The sequence below is a fragment of the Streptomyces sp. NPDC057302 genome (assembly GCF_042667685.1).
Lineage (GTDB): Bacteria > Actinomycetota > Actinomycetes > Streptomycetales > Streptomycetaceae > Streptomyces.
Genome location: NZ_JBHUZJ010000007.1, coordinates 17,396 through 34,780, shown reverse-complemented (window position 1 = coordinate 34,780; position 17,385 = coordinate 17,396). Strand labels below are relative to the sequence as shown.

The following is a 17,385-nucleotide window of genomic DNA, read 5'->3' as shown; positions in this document are numbered from 1 at the left end:
AGGGCGAGGAGCGGCGGCGAGACGATGAACGGGACGGTCACGGCGGTGGCGAGGCTGCGTGCCGGGGCCGGCCACGGCGGTGGTGTAACCCGCCCGGGCAGGCTGGCGCGCGGACTTGCCCTCGTGCTCCTGGCGGCGCTGCTCGTGCCGGCCTTCTTGATGGCGACCTCTTCGTCGGCGTCCGCGGACGATAAGAAGGAGCGCGACAACTACAGCCTCTACCAGCTGGCCTCGAACGCGAGCTCGTACTTCAGCGAGGAGAACTCGCCGCAGACCGACAAGGGCATGCACGAGAGTTGGAAGCCGATCACGAGCAGTCCTGCTTCGGGCGGTTCCATGCTCGGCTACGCCGACGTGGAGTTCAGCCAGGGCAACATCGTGGGCTGGTTTTTCGCCGCGGTCTCGGGGTCCTCGCAGACCGTCACGTACGAGACCTTGGCAGCGAAAGACGACAAGGACAACGCGAAGTACTCGGGCATGCTGGACTACGCGCACTTCGGGGCGGCCAACAGCGACCTTGGCCTGGACACGATGTCCTCGGGCATCGGCGGCCAGCTCGTGAGTGTGATCGGGGGGTCGATCATCTGGACCCTCTACGCCTTGGCGCTGGCGGTCGGGACGCTGTTCTACGTCATCATCCAGTTCCTGAAGCTCATCAACCCCTTCACGTGGTTCTACAGCGCTATCGCGGCGGTCAATCCGACTTTTGCCGAGGGTATGACGGGAGGTGATACCGGAGGCGGCGCGCTCTCGGGTCTGCAGCACTGGATCAGCGGCTGGTACGGCCTGCTCGTCGATATCTCGTGGCAGGCGCTCGTGCCGATCTTCATCGGCGTCCTACTCATCAGCCTGGTCATGTTCAAGAAGATGGACCGGGGCTCGGCGATCAAGAAGCTCATCGTGCGCGTCGTCTTCATCGGCGTCGGCCTGCCACTCGTCGGGTCGATGTACTCCAGCGTGCTCGGAAAGTTCGACGATTCCGTTCTTGGTCAGCACGCCGGCCCGACGCGCGTCGTGCTGAGCACCTATGTCGACTTCGAGGCGTGGATGATGAACGACCGTCTGGGGATCCCAGACCAGGCCACTGTTTCGTGGAAGGGCGACCAGGCAAGCCCGGACGCGATGATGTCGGTGCGCACGAGTGCGCTGGCGATCAACCAGCAGTCTCATGGGGCGACGTTCAACGGCATCAATATCGGAACGAAGGCCAACGACGCCGAGGCGGCGTGGAAGGACGGCACGGTCTCCGTCACCGGCGGCGGTGCCTCGGACGACTTCAAGGCGGTGTTTTCGACCTTCGGGATCATCGGCAAGTACATCGCCAGCAGCGAGGTAGCAGCCTCCGACTTCGAGTCTGGGATCAAGAGCTCCATCACGCAGCTGGACGAGAGCGCGGACGTCAAGAAGAGCTGGTTCGTCGACAAGAACAGCTACGGCGACGTAGAGCAGTTCGGTGAGGAGAAGGGGCCGAAACCGGTGGATCACCCGGTGATCTCGACCGACGGCGCGGGCCTGACCTCCTCTCGTGCCGGCAAGGACTCGACGGTCTTCACGACCACCGGGACGCAGAGCAACTGCGGCTTCGCGGTGGGCAAGACGCCCTCCTCGTGCAACCTGTCTCCCCTGGCGGCGTACAACTACCTCAACACCGGGTTCAGCCCCAGCTCGCTGAACCTGTACAGCTCGAACAACGCCACGTCCGGCTTCACCCGCGAGAACCACATGGCCGTCAGCCAGGTGGGTACGGGGCCAGCGAAGTTCATGTACTGGTCCAACGCAGCCACGGTCCTGGGTTCCATCGTCCTGCTCGGCTTCTGGTACGCCATCGGCATGCTGGCTGGCTCGGTTAAGCGGATCTTCGGCTTGGTGGCCGCCGTGCCGTTCGCGACGCTGGGCGCGCTGCAGGCGATCGCCAAAGTGATCGTCTACTCCATGGCGCTGATCCTGGAGGTCCTCGTCACGCTGTTCATCTACCAGTTCGTCTCAGAGTTCCTGATCTCGGTCCCGGACATCATGGCCGGGCCCGTGTCGAGCTTCATGAGCCCGGGCGGCCTGTGGGGCAGCGCTGTGCTCGGCGGGATCATCGTGGTGATCCTGACGCTCATCTCGTCGCTGCTGATCATGGGCATCACCTTCGCTCTGCTGCGGGTCCGCAAGACGGTGCTGCAGGCGATGGACGAGGTGGTCACCAAGCTCGTGGACAAGTTCCTGGAGACCAACACCGCGCCGAAGCTGGACAAGGGTGGGCTGATGCCTGCTCTGGCCGCAGGTGCAGGGGCCGGCGCGGGTATGGCCATGGGCAACAAGCTCGCCAACGGGTTCAACAGCAAGACCAGCGGCCCGGCGTCTCCGAGCACGGGCAAACCTGCGGCCAAGACGGCGTCGACGAATGCCGGCGGCACGAACGGCGACACCACGCTGGCCCTCGAGGGTGGCGGCGAGGGTGGCCCGGGCGGTCCGAACAGTCCAGCGCTGGACGGTGGTCCTGGTGGCGGTGGCTCCGGCGGCGGCGGTCCTGCTGGTGCTCTGGGCGCATCTGGCCCAGGCGACGGTCCCGACGACAAGGGCGGTCCGCTGCAGCTGACCAGTGTCGGAGCGGGCAGCTCGCACTCGGACAAGCAGACGGCCCAGGATCTGAGCAATCAGGGCGGCCTGTCGAACCTCGGGTACACCTCGGACGGCAACAAGGTCATCCCTGGCGAGGTTCTGGCCTCGCGCACGGAGCCGCCAAGCACTCGCGGTGGCGCTCAGGGGCAGGCCAGCGGAGAGGCTGTCATCGGTCAGACGGACCCGACGCAGTTCGGCACGGGTGCCCAGGGTGCGCAGAGCCAGCCGGGCAGCAACCAGCAGGCTGCGCCGCAGGGCTTCAGCGGTGGAGCTACTTCTGGTCCCGTTCCTGTTCCCGCTTCTGGGCAGCCGGCCGCGCCGAGCATGCATCCTACGCGCGTCGCTCAGGGCACCCCGCCTCCGAGGCAGCTGGGAGCCGGAACGTCCGCTCCTCGTCCCGTGGCCGCTCCGGTTTCGAGTCAGACTCCGGCTGCGCCTGGTGCTCGGACTCAGGCAGCGACGTCGGCGCCTGCACCGGCTCCTTCGCCGCGGCAGGCTCGGGTTCCGCGTCCTCGTCCCCGACGGCGCCGGGTTGCCGATCCCGCCCCTCAGAGCGTGGAGACTCCGGAGCCGCAGCAGCGGCCGGCCGGTGGTCTTGGCCAGGGCCGGCGCGAGAAGCCGCAGGACTGATCGGGCGAGCGTGGAGGGCTGACGCACCTGGTGAGAACGACCATTGCGATCGTCCTCACCAGGTGCGTCGTCTTTTACGCGGCAGGAGGAGAAGGGAAAGAGCATGAGGCTCGGATCAAGGCTTCGCGGCGAGTTCCCGCGCGGCTGGTGGTGCTCGGCGCGATGGTGGATCACCGGGATCCGCGACCTGTCATTGAACACCGCGGCGGCCGTGGCCACCGCGGTGTTCATCGGCGAGGTGAAGCGCGCTGTGCGGCACCGCGACAAGCCGCGGACTCTGGCGCGCATGTCCGGCACGTTCGAGAGGTGCGTGGCCGGCCTCTTGGGGAACAGCGCAGGCTTGGTCGTTCTGGCCACCATGGCGATCGAGGACGGTCTGCCTGTGGCGCTGACGGCGTTGCTGGCTGGGTGGTGTCTGCTCAACTCCGCCATCAGTGCCACGCTGTTCGTCGTGGTCGCCCGGTCGAGGATCCGGCAGTCGGCAGCATGGGCTGAGCTGGAGTTCGTCGAGCAGCACGCGCCGAAGTGCGGCCGGCCACCGGAGACGATTGAGGAGTACCGGGCGCAGCAGCTCCAGAAGCAGGCGTCAGAGTAAACACAGAACCCCGTGGACGTGATATCCACGGGGTTCTGTGCTGCCTGGGTGGTGCGGCAATCATCTGTGCTGGCTGCAGTCCTTGGCCATCAATGCCTTCGCCTGGTCGCTGTCGGCGGGGATGAGCTGAACCTGGTCGATCGAGTAGGCGAAGGTGTACCCGAGCGTGATCATGCTGTGCGACATCGAGATCGAGCCGGATCCCGGGTCAGTGCCTGTCTGGTCGGAGCCGTTGACGTCGCCCCAGAGCACACTGGTCCGGCTGTCGTTGATCGTGCCGGTCGAGAGAACCTGGTACTGATCCTTGTCGGTCTTGCCGTCCTTGACGATCGAACCGTGCTTGATGTCGCCGAGGGCCTTCGTGGTCAGCTGGCACTGCTGGTCGCCAGCGGTGACGGTGATGTACGTGATCTTGTGGCCGTTGATTGCGGCGATGCCGCCGCGCGCCCCGTCGGTGATGGAGATGTAGGCACCGTCGAAGCTGGAGGCCTGGCTGCTGCTGGGGCTCTGCGAGGAAGCAGCATCGCTGCTCCCGCTGCAGGCGGTGAGTATGAGAACGCCCGCGGCCAGGGCCGCGGCGGACACGGCGGTCCTGGTCCGTGTCGCAACAACGGTCCTGGTGGAGTTCATGGTGTTCTTCCTTCGCTTGTTCTGGAGAGTTGTGGGTCAGCTCTGTAGAGGCTGGGCTGGCGGAATCGCAGGCGTCTGACGCGGCGACAGTAGGATGCAGACTGCAGCAGCCAGCATCACGACCGACAGCAGCGCCAGGAGCACCACGCCCGCCCCGACGGAGGCGTAGCGGGTGCCGCTGGCGGAGCCCATGGCCCCGGAGCCAGCGACGATGCCCACAACTGCGGCGGTGATGCGGGACCAGTGCGCCTTGCGGATGACTGCCACGACGGAGGCGGCGATGGTCACAAGCATGATGAAGAGCAGGAAGCCACCCTCGCCTCCGGCCTCGTCGCTGAAGTAGTTGACCGAGAAGCCCATGTCTGAAGCGACCGGCATGAACAGGGAGATGATTGCCAGGAAGCCAGGAACGCCGCGGCGGGAAGGATGAAGGTGGCCAGCCCCCTCAGCTTGGCCAGTCCCGGACGCGAGGTGCTCGCTGCATCGAGCGCGCGGCGCTCCGCGCGGCGGGGGCAACGCCGTTGCTGAGGAACTCCTTGGCTCCAGAGTTCTCGATGGCCGGCGCTCGGGAGCGATCAGTCCGGCATGAACGGCGGCCTGGTACTCGGACATCGTCGGCTCGCGGTGATGCGTCTGGTGGAACCCGGCGGCCCACTGCTCGGCCGCGGCAATGGGCGGAACCTGCGGTCGCGGCGGCACGGCCTGTGAAGCTGTTGCATGGCCCTGTGTCGGCCGCTCAGGTAACCAAGGCTGATCCTCAGTCATGATCGCCCCCGCTTTCTCTCGTTCAGTCCTGCGTGTCCAGGTGGTGCCCTCTTCACAGGGACCGGCGTCTCGGCTCCACAGTGCGTCCCCTAGACCCGGATCCCGACCACGCCCGGGAGCCACGACTGGCCCCCTTGAGGGCTACCTGACCAACTTCCGAGCTTGCTTCTCGTATGTCAGCACTTGCGAAGGCATTCACAAGCACACTGCCAGTGTTGCAGATTGATGTACCGGATGTACCACCTAATGACTGAAGGCCAGTCAAAATCGCCTATGGCAGGGGGACTTTGACTGACCAGAACTCAGCCTGTCAGGCGCCTCCTCGGAGGTTGTCGAGTCGATGCTCAGTCAGCGCCAGTGCAACTTCAGACTGGTTGAGCGCGTGCTCGCCGTCCTGGATGCGCCACTGAAGACGCTGCACGGGCGGGGCGTCTGCTTCCTGGAGCGCCAGGTCACCGAGCTCGCACAGCTCCGCGTACGCGCCCTGCAGCTGTTCCTCGTGGTGCGCCGACCGGACCCTGAGGCGGGCGACCCGCTCTTTCCACCAGCCCACCCGCGACTCATGGTCGAGCATGGTCTTCCCCTCAAGCCAGGCGCGGAGCTCGGACTGGTCGACATCGCCGGGGAGCCCGGTGGCCAGGGGCCCCTCGGGTTCCGGCATGTCGATGGGAATGTGCGACAGCAGAACCGCGGGGGTCGCGTCGAGCGCATAGGAGATCGCGACGAGGTCGTCGACGGTCACGGGGCGAGCGCATCGCTCCATCTCCGCGAGGGCATCGGCTGATATCGGGTGATCGAGCATCCGGAGCACGTAGGCCAGCTCATCGATGGTCAGCTCGCGCAGTTGGCGGTAGTGGGTGATGGCGTCGGACACAGCAAGGGACGTGGGAAGGGGCGACGGCATGCATCGATCATAGGCGTGCTCGGTGCGGCCCCCGGGCGAGTTGTCACATAGTCCTGAGCCGTCGCCAAGTAGACGTACGACGGGTCCCGGGAGTGGCGACCTCCGCGCCCCTCGGGTCGAGGACAGGCCCCAGTAGAGGCGCACCCTGGCGAACCGGTTCAGGTCGGCCTTGCCGTGGCAGCCGTACCGCAGATGTCCCTCGTAGCGACGCTCACCGAGTCGCAGTCGAACGCCTATTGAATGGCATTCAGAGTCGTGTTTAGATAGACCGCAAGAGGCACTCGGTTCAATCTATATAAGGCGGGCAACATGTTCGGGCGGGACTCTTCCGCTGATGCGAGTCGAGTGCGATTCTCCACTGCCGCGTCTCGCGCAGTCTCGCTTCGCCCGATTCCGATGGAGGCCATTCAGGTCGAAGCCACTGTCGCTGCATCCATTCCCTTGCGGCGCGATGCCATGACGACAACTCAGGCCTCGGTCGCACGCCGGAGGAAGGCCGCATAGAACCGCCGATGCCTCGGACAGCCGCGCCCAGCGTCCGTGCACTGGCAGCGGCCCGTGCGACCCGATGCGCAAGCCCGCCCGCACCCCGTGCGGCCGGTGCAGCGTCTCGCCCCGTCACCCATGTCTCCACCTCATGAATTGAAGGGATCCCATGCGACTTCGTGTTCCGGCTCGACTTGCCGCCACGGCCATGCTTGCTCTGTCGGTGACCGCCGGACTGGCCGTCACCACGGCCCCCGCCGCCCATGCCGTCGGCGAGCACAGCAAGTGCACTGTCAACTGGAGCAACGCCTCAGGCAAGGTGAAGAAGAACGTGTGGAACCTGCGCTCCGGCCCGTCCTCCGGTTACGCGAGCCGCGGCTACCTCTACAACGGCGACCGCCTCAACATCCTGTGCAGTCGCGGCAAATGGGACTACACATCGCTGTCCGCCAAGTCGAACACACGGGGCTGGGTCCGCAGCGACGGCCTCTACCAACTGGGCGGATGACCGCGCTGCCTCTCAGCACACCCCCTTCCCCTCTCACCGCGAAGGCCGTTGTGCCTACCTCTCTCGATTCCCGCCGCCCTCGTTCCCGGCATGTCGGGCGCATCAAGGGCTGGGTCCACAGCCTCTACCGCCACTGGCCCGTCGAGCTGTCTGCCCGGGCCAGCCCAGGATCCCAAGCCCTCACAACCCCTGGCTGACAGCCCCTCCGCTCGTCGGCTAGGCGTCAGGCGCAGCCAGCTCACCGTTCGTCCCCGAATGGTCGCCCGCCGCCATCCCCTGCGCGGCCCGGGCACCGCCTGCCCGAGGGCGGTGCCCCCCATCCCGTCCGGCGCCCAGAACCGTTGACGCCGGCCGCCCACCAGGAACGTCTCTCATCCGCATTCCCTGGAGCGCCCGTGTCAGCCACCGTCATACCCGCCGCACCCGTCACGGACCACGAATCATCAGCGCAAAGGCCCTGGCCGCCCGTCATCTGGGCGCTGCTCCTCATCACGCTCATCGCGCGCAGTCTCGGCTTCGCGTACCCGTTCCTCAGCTACCGCCTCAAGGACCTGGGCTACACCACCCAGACGGTCGGCCACGCCCTGGCCATCTTCGGTGTCGGTTGGCTCATCGGGCAGTTGCTCACCGGGTGGGCCACCGACCGCCTCGGCCGCCGCCGCACTCTGGTGACGAGTATGGCGACCGCCGCCGTGTGCCTGCCGATGATGGCTCAGGCTCACGCATTCGCCGCAGTGGGCGCCGGAGCATTGATCGTGGGCATTGTCTACGACGCGCCGCGCCCGGTCGTGACGGCTGCCATCGCCGACGCCATCACCGATGACGCACAGCGTGCAGCCGCCAACGGATGGCGCCACGGGGCGGTGAATATCGGAGCGGCAATCACTGGCGCGGCAGGCGGCCTCCTGGCCGTACACCTCGGCTTCGAGGCCCTGTTCTGGTTCAACGCCGTCGCGTGCGGCGCCTGCGCGCTGATAGCTCATCGCTACCTGGACGCCGACACACCAACCAGGACGAATCAAACCACCAGCAGCACCCCGGTACGCGCGGCCCTGGGCGACACACGTCTGTGGCTATTGCTGATCGCCAGCACCGCAGGCCTGACCTGCGCGGCGGGGATGTTCACAGCACTGCCGCTGCTGATGGAGGAGGACGGTCTCAGCGCCAGCTCCTACGGGTGGACGCAGGTGGCCAATGCCGGAACCGTGATCGCGCTCACCCCAGTGCTCACCCCGTGGCTGAGCCGACGCTGCGGCGTATCGCGCCCCATGGTCGGGACCCTCGCCGCCAGTACCCTCCTTCTCGGCGTGGGCATGGGGAGTGCCGGACTCGCCGACACCACCCTTGGCTACAGCCTCGCCGTCGCCGCCGCGATGCCCGGCGAGATCGCTTTCTTCATCGCCGCGTCCGATGTCCTCAACAAGATCTCCCCTGACCACTCCCGCGGCCTGTACGCCGGCATTTGGGGCACGAGCCTCGCCATTCCCGTGATCATCGCGCCCGTCCTCGCGACCGCTTCACTGGCGGCTGGCGGCGACAGCCTTGCCGGGCTCACCACCTTCACCGCAGGCGCGCTCGGTGCCCTCCTGTGCCTGCCGCTCATCGCACTCACCCACCACCGACCGGCTGCCGCCGCTCCCGTCACGCCGGCGTCCGCCGCATCCTGACCGCCGAGCCGGAGACCCGCCCATGACCCTGATGACTCTGCGCCCCAACACCCGCGCTGTGAAAAGCTCCTGGCACTCCTCGGTGGCCGCACTGCCCGCCGAGCGCCGCCCCGCCACCCCCTTCCACAGCCGCGAGTGGGCTGCGGTCTGGCAGTCCGTACACACCGAGCAGGTCCGCGGCCGCGCGCTCGTCCGCGAACTGGGCACCGAAGCCCTGGTCATCGCGAACATCCCGCCCGCCGAACGCACCCTGTGGCGCGAAGCCCGCACGCCCGATACCGAAGTCGTCCTCCCCTGGGCCCACCGCGCCCGCGTCGGCGCCTCCGTCGACGAGTTCATCGCGAACTTCCCCTCCGAGCAGACCGGCCGCGACTTCCGCGAGCAGCACCGCCAGGGCACCGACGCCGGCCTCACCCTCAAGATCACTTCCGGCACCGAACTCCTGCCTCATCTGCCGCAGTTCACCGACCAGGCCCGTTCCACCAGCGAACTGCACGGACCCGCCCTCTACGGCACCGACATGTTCACCCCGCTCACCCGTGTCCCCGGCGCCGTCGCACTGCTCGCCGAACGCAGCGACGGCTCGCTCGCCGGAGGGCTCTTCGGCTTCCGCTACGGCTCGGCGCTGTACCTGTGGGCCACCGCCGTCGACCGCTCCGGCAAGGACGCACTGCACACCTACGACTGGCTCATGTACGAGAGCGTCAAGTACGCCGCCGCCACGGGCGCGCACGTCTTGGACACCGGCCGCGGCAACTACGCCTACGCGGCCCGCCTGGGGATGCTTCCCGTCGCTCTCACCTCCGCTGTCTACCTGACGCGCGCCAACCCCCCACCTCGTCAGCCGCCTCGGTGCCCTGCACACCGGACTCAACCAGCACGTGCTGCGCGCTTGGAACAAAGCCCGATCACCCCTCCCACGAATGGTGTCCCTCCCATGCCTCGCCTCAAGCACATCCTGCCCACCCTCGCCGTCAGCGCACTGCTCGCCCTCACCGCCACCACTCCGGCCTCGGCGGACGGCGGCTGGTGGCACAGTCGCGACAACCCCACCGGCGCCAAGGCCTACTTCAAGGAGCACGGCGACAAGGTCACCGTCTGCGACACCGACACGGACGGCTACAAGGCACTGGTCCAGGTCATGACCTTCAACGAGTCCCTCGCCTACCAGTTCCACGACAACCGCGACAACAGCAAGTGCACCTCAAGGTCTGCCCGGAGCGGCTACGACCTGTTCGAGAACCAGACCTACAAGTTCAGGGTCTGCATCGTGAAGATCGGCACGCGGCCCCTGCACTGCAGCTCCATCAAGAGCGTCCTCAACGACCACTAGCCCAACGCGCTGTTCCCGCGCCCCGGGTGAACCAGCCCACTCGGCCCAGGCCCCCGCTCCTCACCCACACACCCACACATGTCAGGACAACACGTGCCCCTTGCACCGCACACTTCGAGATCGCCGCTGCTCGTCGTCCTCGGCGCCGGAAGCCGCACTTGGCGCGGATACGGACTGCAGCACATCGCCGCCCGTCACCCCATCGCCCTCCTCGATGCGAATTCTCCCGCATGGGCGGATGAGCACGCGGCACTCTCCCTCCCGGTCGACCCGGCAGACGGCGATGCCGTCAGCGCCGCGATGGAGACACTCGCCGCGGACCGCGGCGTCGCGGGAGTGCTCACCTACATGGAGAGCCACCTCGAGCTCGCCGCCCGGCTCGCGGACCGATTCGCCCTGCCCGGCAGCACTCCGGCTGCCGTGAACGCCTGCCGTGACAAGCACCTCAGCCGCACCCTGTTCGCCGCCGCCGGCGTCCCCTCCGCCCGCTCCCATCTTGCCGAAAGCGCCGAAAGCGCCGTCGAGTACGCGCTGCTACTCGGGGGACCGGTCGTCCTCAAGCCACGCTCCATGGCCGGGAGTGCCGGCGTACGGCGAGCCGACACCCCCGAGCAGGTCCGGGACGCCTTCCAGGCCGCCAAGGGGGCATGCCTGTTCGGCATCGAACGCACCGGCACCTCCGGCGTGCTGATCGAGGAATACCTGGACGGTCCCGAGATCAGCGTCGAATGCGTGGTTCTCGGCCACGGCACCGTGCACATCGCCGCGGTCACCCGGAAGTACCTCAGTGACGAACCGTATTTCCAGGAGGTCGGGCATCTCGTCGACGCCGCCGATCCGCTTCTGGAAGACCCACAGATCCGCGACGTGGCCCTGGCGGCCCTGACCGCCCTGGGCGTCTCCAACGGTGTCCTGCACGTCGAAATGCGCCTCACCGCCCAAGGCCCGCGCATCATCGAGGTCAACGCCCGTCTCGGCGGCGACCTCATCCCGCACCTGGTCCACCTGGCCACCGGCCTGAACCTCCCACAGATCGCCGCCGACCTCGCTGCCGGCGCCGACCCCGAACTGGTGCCCAGCCAGAGTCAGAGCGCCGCCATCCGCTTCCTCTTTCCCACGGCCACCGGCCACATCACGGCCGTGCACACCGGCGTCTTCGCCCCCTGGCTCGACCGCTTCCAGTGGACGGCCACACCCGGCAGCCACGTCACCGCCCCACCCCACGCCACCGTGCTGGACCGGACCGCGCTCGCCGTCGTCACCGGCTCCGACCCGCAGACCTGCCACCGCCGGCTGCAGCTGGTCGAGGAACGCACCAGCATCCACATCCAGCCCGACCCCGCCGCCACCGCCTGCGTCGCATAGCCCGCCGACCCGATCCCCTTCCAGGAGCCCCGCACCATGGCCCTCGCCGCCCCCGCCCCCGCGGCGGCCCCGCCCGCGCACCGAAGCGGCACGGCCGCCGTCGTCGCACCGGCCGACGCAGGCGACCTCTACCTGCCCGTGCTGGCCCGGCACGGCTGGAACTCCGTGGCGGTCACCACCACCCCCGCCGCCCACCCGTCCGACGCCTACCTCGCACACATCACGCACCGCTCCAGCCTGCGCCGCACCGCCGCCCACCTCGAGAACCTCGGCGTCCAGGCCGTCATCGCCGGATCAACGGCCGGCACCAAACTTGCCGACCGGCTCGCCGACCGCCTCCACCTGCCCGGCAACACCGCCGATAGCGCCGACATCCGCCGCGACACCGGCTTCACCGGCGCCGCGCTCCTCGACGCGGGCCTCACCGCCCCGCGTAGCATCCGCACCACGCGCCTGTCCGACGCCCTGAACTGGGCCGCCTTCACCCAGGTGAGCGGCCTCATCCTGCAGCACCACGACCCCGCCCACCCGCACCCCGGCCACTTCTGCCGCACCGCCGACGACATCACCCACGCCTGGCGCCGCCTTCAGTCCTGCACCAGCCAGCCCCTCGTGCTGCGCGAACACCTCACCGGCACCCAATTCCGGATCCACACCCTGACCGGGCCTGGCCCCGGCGGCAGCACCGACCACATCATCACCGCCATCTGGTCCGAAACCCGCACGCCGGGCCAGCAGACCTGCCGAGCCGACCTGTTGAGCCATCGCGGACTGCTGGCCCGCGCCCTGGCCCTCTACACGATGCGGGCGCTCGACACCCTTGGCGTGCGCTACGGCCCCGCCTACGCCACCGTCACCTTCATCCCCGACCGCGGGCCGGCCCTGCTGTCGCTGCGCACCGCCCCCTACGCCGACTTCGCCTCCGACGTGCTGCGCCGGGCCACCGGCCATGACCCCATCCGCGACACGGTCCTGCTGCTCACCAGCGTTCAGCGTCACCAGGCTCCCCAACAGCGCCACGCCCACGTCACCAAGGTCGCACTGCTGCCGGAGCGCGACGGCGTCCTGGACCCCGCCCTGCTGCGCACCATCACCAATCTGCCGACCGTGGCCGCCACCACGGAACTGCACGCCGACACCCCCGTGCACGCGGGGCAGATCGCGGGCCGACTCCTCCTCGTCGCCGACGACAGCCGCGCCATCAACCAGGACCACCAGGTCATCAGAGCCGCCGAGTACCTCGGCCTGTACCGGGGCGCCGCATGAGTCCGCAGCCCCGGGGCCAAGTCCACACCGCCACCGCGAGCCGGGCCTTGTCGTACGAGGAACACCAGAGGAACCGGCCCGCCTACCCCGCGCACGCACGACGGCCAGATCAATACACACCCACAAGGGAGGAAATACGTATGCCCAAGATCAGGTTCGCCCTGCCCGCCGCAGCCATCGCCGGCCTTCTCACCGTTGCCGCCACCCCAGCCACCGCAGACAGCGGCTGGGGGGTCAGCGCAAGGGCAGCGAAGGCTCCTTCTGTGGGGTCCTCTGCCTGCGACTGGACCTGGCAGTGGCCGCTGAAGGAGAAGGCGACCGCCACGGTCAAGCTGCGCACCGGCCCCGGCACCGGCTACGCCGCGCGCGGCGTGGTGGGTAAGGGAAGCAAGTCCCGGGAGTACTGCAACAAGAACTGGAAGTGGTCCTACGGAAAGGTCCTCACTGGGCCGAACAAGGGCAAGAAGGGGTGGATAGCGAGCAAGTATCTGACACCCACCCCCTAGCTGGACCGCTGGAGCCTTGGCCGGGCTCTTTGCGTGGCTCCCTCAAAAGCCGTCGACCACAACGCCGCTCTGCTCGTACGGCCCTGCTGGCTCCTCCTCGTCGCCCACTACAGACGCGGCATCAATGGCGACCACCAGGTGATCAGAGCCGCCGAGTACCTCGGTCTGCACGGAGGCCCCGCATGACATCCCGGCATCGCTCTGCACCCCCGAGCCCCGCCTCGGCATCTGACTGGAGACACCGATGACCGACCAACTGAGCAACCCGCCCCGCGACACCCGCCAAGGCGGGGACCTCACTCACACCGGCCGCCGGATCACCCTCGATCTGAGTGTCTGCTCCAACCGGCTTGGCCCGCCGCAGAGCGCTGTGCAGGCCTTGGTCGACTTCGCCACGCACCGCCATCGTGAACTGGGCCCGCCGCCGTACGGGGCGCACGAGATCTACCTGGCGGCCTACGCCGCGCATCTCGGTGCCGAGCAGCCGCAGCTGCTGTGCGGGCGCGGAGTCACAGAGTTCCTGCTGCTCCTCGCCAGACACCTGCACAGTGAGGACGTCGCGCTGCTCACGCCGGAGTACACGGAGACGATGCGGCGCTTCGGCTTCGCCACGTTCTATCCGCCCACCGAGCGGCACGACAGCCCAGCGCACCGGCTCGAACGCCTTCACCAGGCGATGGCCCATCACCGGTACGTCGTCCTGAGCAACCCCAACAACCCCCTGGGCCTGTACACCGACAGCACCGATCTCCTCGAAGCAGTACACCGATACCCGCAGTGCACCCTCGTGGTCGACGAGGAGTACATCGACTTCCAGGGGCCGGGTCTGAGTCTGGCCGGAGCGGATGCGGACAATCTCGTCGTCCTTGCCTCGACAGGCAAGACCTACGGGATTACGGGGACGCGGGCCGGCATCATGTGGACCCGCAACGCTGCACTGCACCGTGCGGTCCAACTCCACCTGCCTGCCTGGCCGTTGTCATTGCTGGACATCACCGTCGCGACGGCCGCCCTCGTTGACCAGCCGTGGGCCCGGCGGACGCTGCCGCGTATCCGTCGCGACGCACAGCAGCTGGAGCAGATCCTGACGGAACGGTTCGGCAGCGCTGTCGTCCCGTCGGGCATCCACTACCGCTTCGTGCATCTGCAAGAGCCCGAAACGGCAGCTGAACGCCTGGAGGCCCACGGCATCGCCGTCCGGACCTTCGACGGCGCGATCCGCGGGCGCATCGCTGGGATCCGCGTCATGGCACCGGCGAGTGGCAACGAGTTCGACCTCCTGCGCAAAGCCGTCCTCCGACTGCCCGGCCCGTCCCGTCGCCGCACCGGCGCCGGAGTTCCCTACCGCGGCAAGTCCGTACTCGAACCGGCCCCGGTTCACTGATCAGCCCCACGCCCGCGGCCATGAGCCGCCAGCCCCGGACCCCGCCGCCGCGGCGTGAACCCGAGGAAACCGGCCTGGGCACCTTTGCCCGGGCCCCCACCTAGAGAAGGCCTGATGAAGAAGAACATGCTGCACGCCGCTCCCGTGATCGCCCTGGCCCTGGCCGCGCTGACGGCCTGCAACGGGAGCGACGGGAAGAACGACGGCTCGTCCAAGACGGAGAAGGCCGCCTCCCCAACACAGTCCGCGCCGGACAAGGACCGATACCTGACGGCGGGCCAGAGCGTCACCGGCAAGGTCAAGGAGGACGACGACGCGGTCACCTACGACGTCGCCGCCCAGAAGATCGAGGTCGGTACAGAGGCCGACACGAAGAAGATGGTCCAGGACCCAGAGCAGGCCGAGGGCATGGTGCCCGCCACGGCGTACCTGAAGTTCACGCACAAGGCCGGGCCCGCGCTCACCGGGACCTCGGATGCGGCCGACCCCACTCGGGTCTTCGCTGACGGGCGGCGCGGAGCGCTGGTCATCGGAGCGCCGGAGGACGGCCCGGGCTGTGAAGACCCCCTGGACATCGAGGGGTGGAAGTCGGGGGAGAGTCATGTCCTGTGCGAGACCTACCTGGTCCCCAAGGGAGCAAAGGCGCTCGAGGTGCAGTGGGCCGAGAAGGAGGACGGCGGTACCCCGCACATCTGGAAGTTCGACGCCGCCGGAAAGTAGGGCCGCGGTACTCAGTATCCGGCGCCGTGGGCTGCGCCCCGCCGCCTCGGTACCGGATGCTCGCTCGCGGCCTTGCCCACGGCGTGCACTGCCTCCACGCCACCGCATGGAACTCCGCGCGGGCGCCAACTACGCCGCGTGCTGGTGCATTTCGGCACATCAACACTGAAGGAATCTGATCATGATCCCTACCCTCATCGCACGCTGCCGCCCGGACCTGGGCGTGGCGCTGCTGCTGGCCGGAGCCACCGCTGTGACACTGAGCGGCTGTGCCAGTGACGACACGACTGCTCAGGACAGCTCGGTCACCGCTCCGCCCGCCAGCGCGCCGTCACAGGGCGTGGTAGATCGTGCCGAGGCTGACAAGATCCTGACCCATTATCAGGAGGTCAACAACAAGGCGAACAAGACCCGGGACCCGTCCGTCCTGGCCACGGTTGAAGCCGGCCAGTTGTACGCGCGCAGCAAGGCCGACTACGAGCAGTTCAGCACCCGCAGCGCGAAGGGGAAGAAGCGACTCAGCGAACCGTTCTACTACACCAAGCGCTCCTTCTACATCCCGCCCAAGGGCAACTGGTTCGCGGCCCAGGCCTTCACCACCGGCAAGAACCGCACATTCATGATCTTTGAGAAGTCCGCCGATACCGACGGTTCCTGGAAGAAGGTCGCCTCGCTCTTCCCGCAGAAGGCGCTTCCGGAGCCGGCGACTCAGGACGGTCTGGCCGCCACCGCCGATGTCGACACCCCCGTCGGCCAGATGGCGCCCGCAGGCGTCACCGATGCCGTCGAAGACCTCTTCGCCAGCGGCGGCATGAAGGACGGAAAAGAGCTGTCGCAGAGCAACAAGAACGCGAAAAGTATCCTCGCCACCCACAAGGAGCGTGGCGACTCCCTCGGGCCCAGGGCCACGGTGAACTTCTTCCCGATCACACCGCTGCACCAGAAGACCTACACCCTGACCACCCGCAGCGGCGTCCTGGTGATTGCCCCGCTGGCGCACAAGCAAGAGAGCCTGGTGAAGACCTCGGGTCTGCAGATAACCCCGGGAAAGTCCGAGGCGGTCTACAACAAGACTCCCCGCTCGGTCGTGGTCGACAGCTTCCAGGGCGAGACGGTCGTTCACCTCCCTCTCCGCGGCAAGCCCGAGATCCTCGACTACGAGTACGCCATGGTCGACTCCCGCTGACATCCAGTCCGCCCAACTCGCCGCGACCAAGGGAGACTGCGATGCCCCTGGACCAGTCACTCACCGCCGACGTCCACGAGACGATCATCATCCTGCCGGGCGGCGGCATCCACGCCCAGGGCCTCCTACACGAAGGCCCTCAGCCGCCTGAGGCGCTCATCGACGGCGTGTGCAGCCCTCTTCGCGCTGCGGCAGCCCGCCGGGGCCGGCCGATCCGCTTGAGCATCGTCCAGCCCGACGGCCACGTCGAGCACCACCACATCGCCGTCGACGGCACGACGCATGCTGTCCCGATGCCGCCCGCTGACACCACGACCACCGATCCCCTCTGGACCCAAGGTATCCCGGAAGACACCGGCCTCCTGGCGCCGGTGCGCGCAGCCCACCGCGCGGGACACTGGCGCGCCGCGCAGCGGGCAGCCCACCGCGCCACCCAGCACCTTGCCGCTCAGCACGGCCGCGACCACCCCTACGCTGCGATGGGCGTCGAACTGCAGGCGTACTTCGCCTTGATGAACCATGACCACACGACCGGAACCCTTCTGTCCACCGAGGCCGCCATCGCCATCCACCGCCTGGGTGGCCCCCCGGCGCAGTACCGCCACCACCTCGCAAACGCTGCCGCAGCCTGGCTCCACTCCAGTCGCGACATCCGCCCCGGCGGCCCGGGCTTCGCCGTCGCCCACGCTTTGATCCGCATCACCCCCAACGACCAGGGCGTGCTCGCCGCCCTGCTGCGCCGACTGACCAAGGACCGAGCATGACGACCGTCTCCGCACCACGGTGCCCTGCTGTCCCACCCCGCTACCGGAACAGCACCGGTGGCAGCCGGG

Annotated in this window: 16 protein-coding genes; 13 read left to right on the top strand and 3 right to left on the bottom strand. The window is 68.0% G+C overall.

Annotated features, from left to right (window positions below):
- The first annotated feature begins 24 nt into the window (after window positions 1-24).
- Both ACFUPX_RS07625 and ACFUPX_RS07620 read left to right on the top strand, forming a co-directional pair.
- Window positions 25-3,237, top strand: coding sequence for a hypothetical protein (locus tag ACFUPX_RS07625; protein ID WP_383317614.1), 3,213 nt, complete (start codon window positions 25-27; stop codon window positions 3,235-3,237).
- 103 nt (window positions 3,238-3,340) lie between these two features.
- The gene (locus tag ACFUPX_RS07620; protein ID WP_383317611.1) at window positions 3,341-3,832 is read left to right on the top strand and encodes a hypothetical protein; all 492 of its coding nucleotides are present in this window, start codon (window positions 3,341-3,343) and stop codon (window positions 3,830-3,832) included.
- 60 nt (window positions 3,833-3,892) lie between these two features.
- Here ACFUPX_RS07620 and ACFUPX_RS07615 read toward each other — a convergent pair whose 3' ends face one another.
- The 3 genes from ACFUPX_RS07615 to ACFUPX_RS07605 form a co-directional block, all read right to left on the bottom strand.
- Entirely contained in the window at window positions 3,893-4,462 is a 570-nt protein-coding gene (locus ACFUPX_RS07615) for a hypothetical protein (RefSeq protein WP_383317608.1), read from the bottom strand.
- Between the two features lie 36 nt (window positions 4,463-4,498).
- Entirely contained in the window at window positions 4,499-5,227 is a 729-nt protein-coding gene (locus ACFUPX_RS07610; RefSeq protein ID WP_383317605.1) for a hypothetical protein, read from the bottom strand.
- Between the two features lie 310 nt (window positions 5,228-5,537).
- Window positions 5,538-6,101, bottom strand: coding sequence for a DNA-binding protein (locus tag ACFUPX_RS07605; RefSeq protein WP_383317602.1), 564 nt, complete (start codon window positions 6,099-6,101; stop codon window positions 5,538-5,540).
- 724 nt (window positions 6,102-6,825) lie between these two features.
- On the opposite strand from ACFUPX_RS07605, the gene ACFUPX_RS07600 reads away from it, so the two are divergent.
- The 11 genes from ACFUPX_RS07600 (at window position 6,826) to ACFUPX_RS07550 (ending at window position 17,316) form a co-directional block, all read left to right on the top strand.
- Window positions 6,826-7,125 (top strand): SH3 domain-containing protein, encoded by a 300-nt coding sequence (locus tag ACFUPX_RS07600; protein WP_383317599.1) that lies wholly within the window; start codon window positions 6,826-6,828, stop codon window positions 7,123-7,125.
- A 395-nt stretch (window positions 7,126-7,520) separates the two neighbouring features.
- Window positions 7,521-8,792 carry an MFS transporter gene (locus tag ACFUPX_RS07595; protein ID WP_383317596.1) on the top strand — a complete coding sequence of 424 codons (1,272 nt, stop codon included), beginning with the start codon at window positions 7,521-7,523 and terminating at the stop codon, window positions 8,790-8,792.
- Between the two features lie 22 nt (window positions 8,793-8,814).
- Window positions 8,815-10,125 (top strand): GNAT family N-acetyltransferase, encoded by a 1,311-nt coding sequence (locus ACFUPX_RS07590; RefSeq protein WP_383317593.1) that lies wholly within the window; start codon window positions 8,815-8,817, stop codon window positions 10,123-10,125.
- A 78-nt stretch (window positions 10,126-10,203) separates the two neighbouring features.
- Entirely contained in the window at window positions 10,204-11,490 is a 1,287-nt protein-coding gene (locus ACFUPX_RS07585) for an acetyl-CoA carboxylase biotin carboxylase subunit family protein (protein WP_383317590.1), read from the top strand.
- A 36-nt stretch (window positions 11,491-11,526) separates the two neighbouring features.
- A complete protein-coding gene (locus tag ACFUPX_RS07580; RefSeq protein ID WP_383317587.1) occupies window positions 11,527-12,756 on the top strand; it encodes a glutathione synthetase in 1,230 nt (409 codons plus the stop codon).
- 140 nt (window positions 12,757-12,896) lie between these two features.
- Entirely contained in the window at window positions 12,897-13,262 is a 366-nt protein-coding gene (locus ACFUPX_RS07575; protein ID WP_383317585.1) for an SH3 domain-containing protein, read from the top strand.
- A gap of 33 nt (window positions 13,263-13,295) precedes the next feature.
- Complete coding sequence (locus ACFUPX_RS07570; protein WP_383317582.1) at window positions 13,296-13,448, top strand: hypothetical protein; 153 nt, start codon at window positions 13,296-13,298, stop codon at window positions 13,446-13,448.
- Window positions 13,449-13,506: 58 nt separating this feature from the next.
- Complete coding sequence (locus ACFUPX_RS07565; RefSeq protein WP_383317579.1) at window positions 13,507-14,646, top strand: aminotransferase class I/II-fold pyridoxal phosphate-dependent enzyme; 1,140 nt, start codon at window positions 13,507-13,509, stop codon at window positions 14,644-14,646.
- Window positions 14,647-14,760: 114 nt separating this feature from the next.
- Complete coding sequence (locus ACFUPX_RS07560; protein WP_383317576.1) at window positions 14,761-15,366, top strand: hypothetical protein; 606 nt, start codon at window positions 14,761-14,763, stop codon at window positions 15,364-15,366.
- A gap of 223 nt (window positions 15,367-15,589) precedes the next feature.
- Window positions 15,590-16,552: a hypothetical protein gene (locus tag ACFUPX_RS07555; RefSeq protein WP_383317574.1), complete on the top strand. Its 963-nt coding sequence runs from the start codon at window positions 15,590-15,592 to the stop codon at window positions 16,550-16,552.
- 41 nt (window positions 16,553-16,593) lie between these two features.
- Complete coding sequence (locus tag ACFUPX_RS07550) at window positions 16,594-17,316, top strand: hypothetical protein (RefSeq protein ID WP_383317572.1); 723 nt, start codon at window positions 16,594-16,596, stop codon at window positions 17,314-17,316.
- Window positions 17,317-17,385 lie beyond the last annotated feature (69 nt).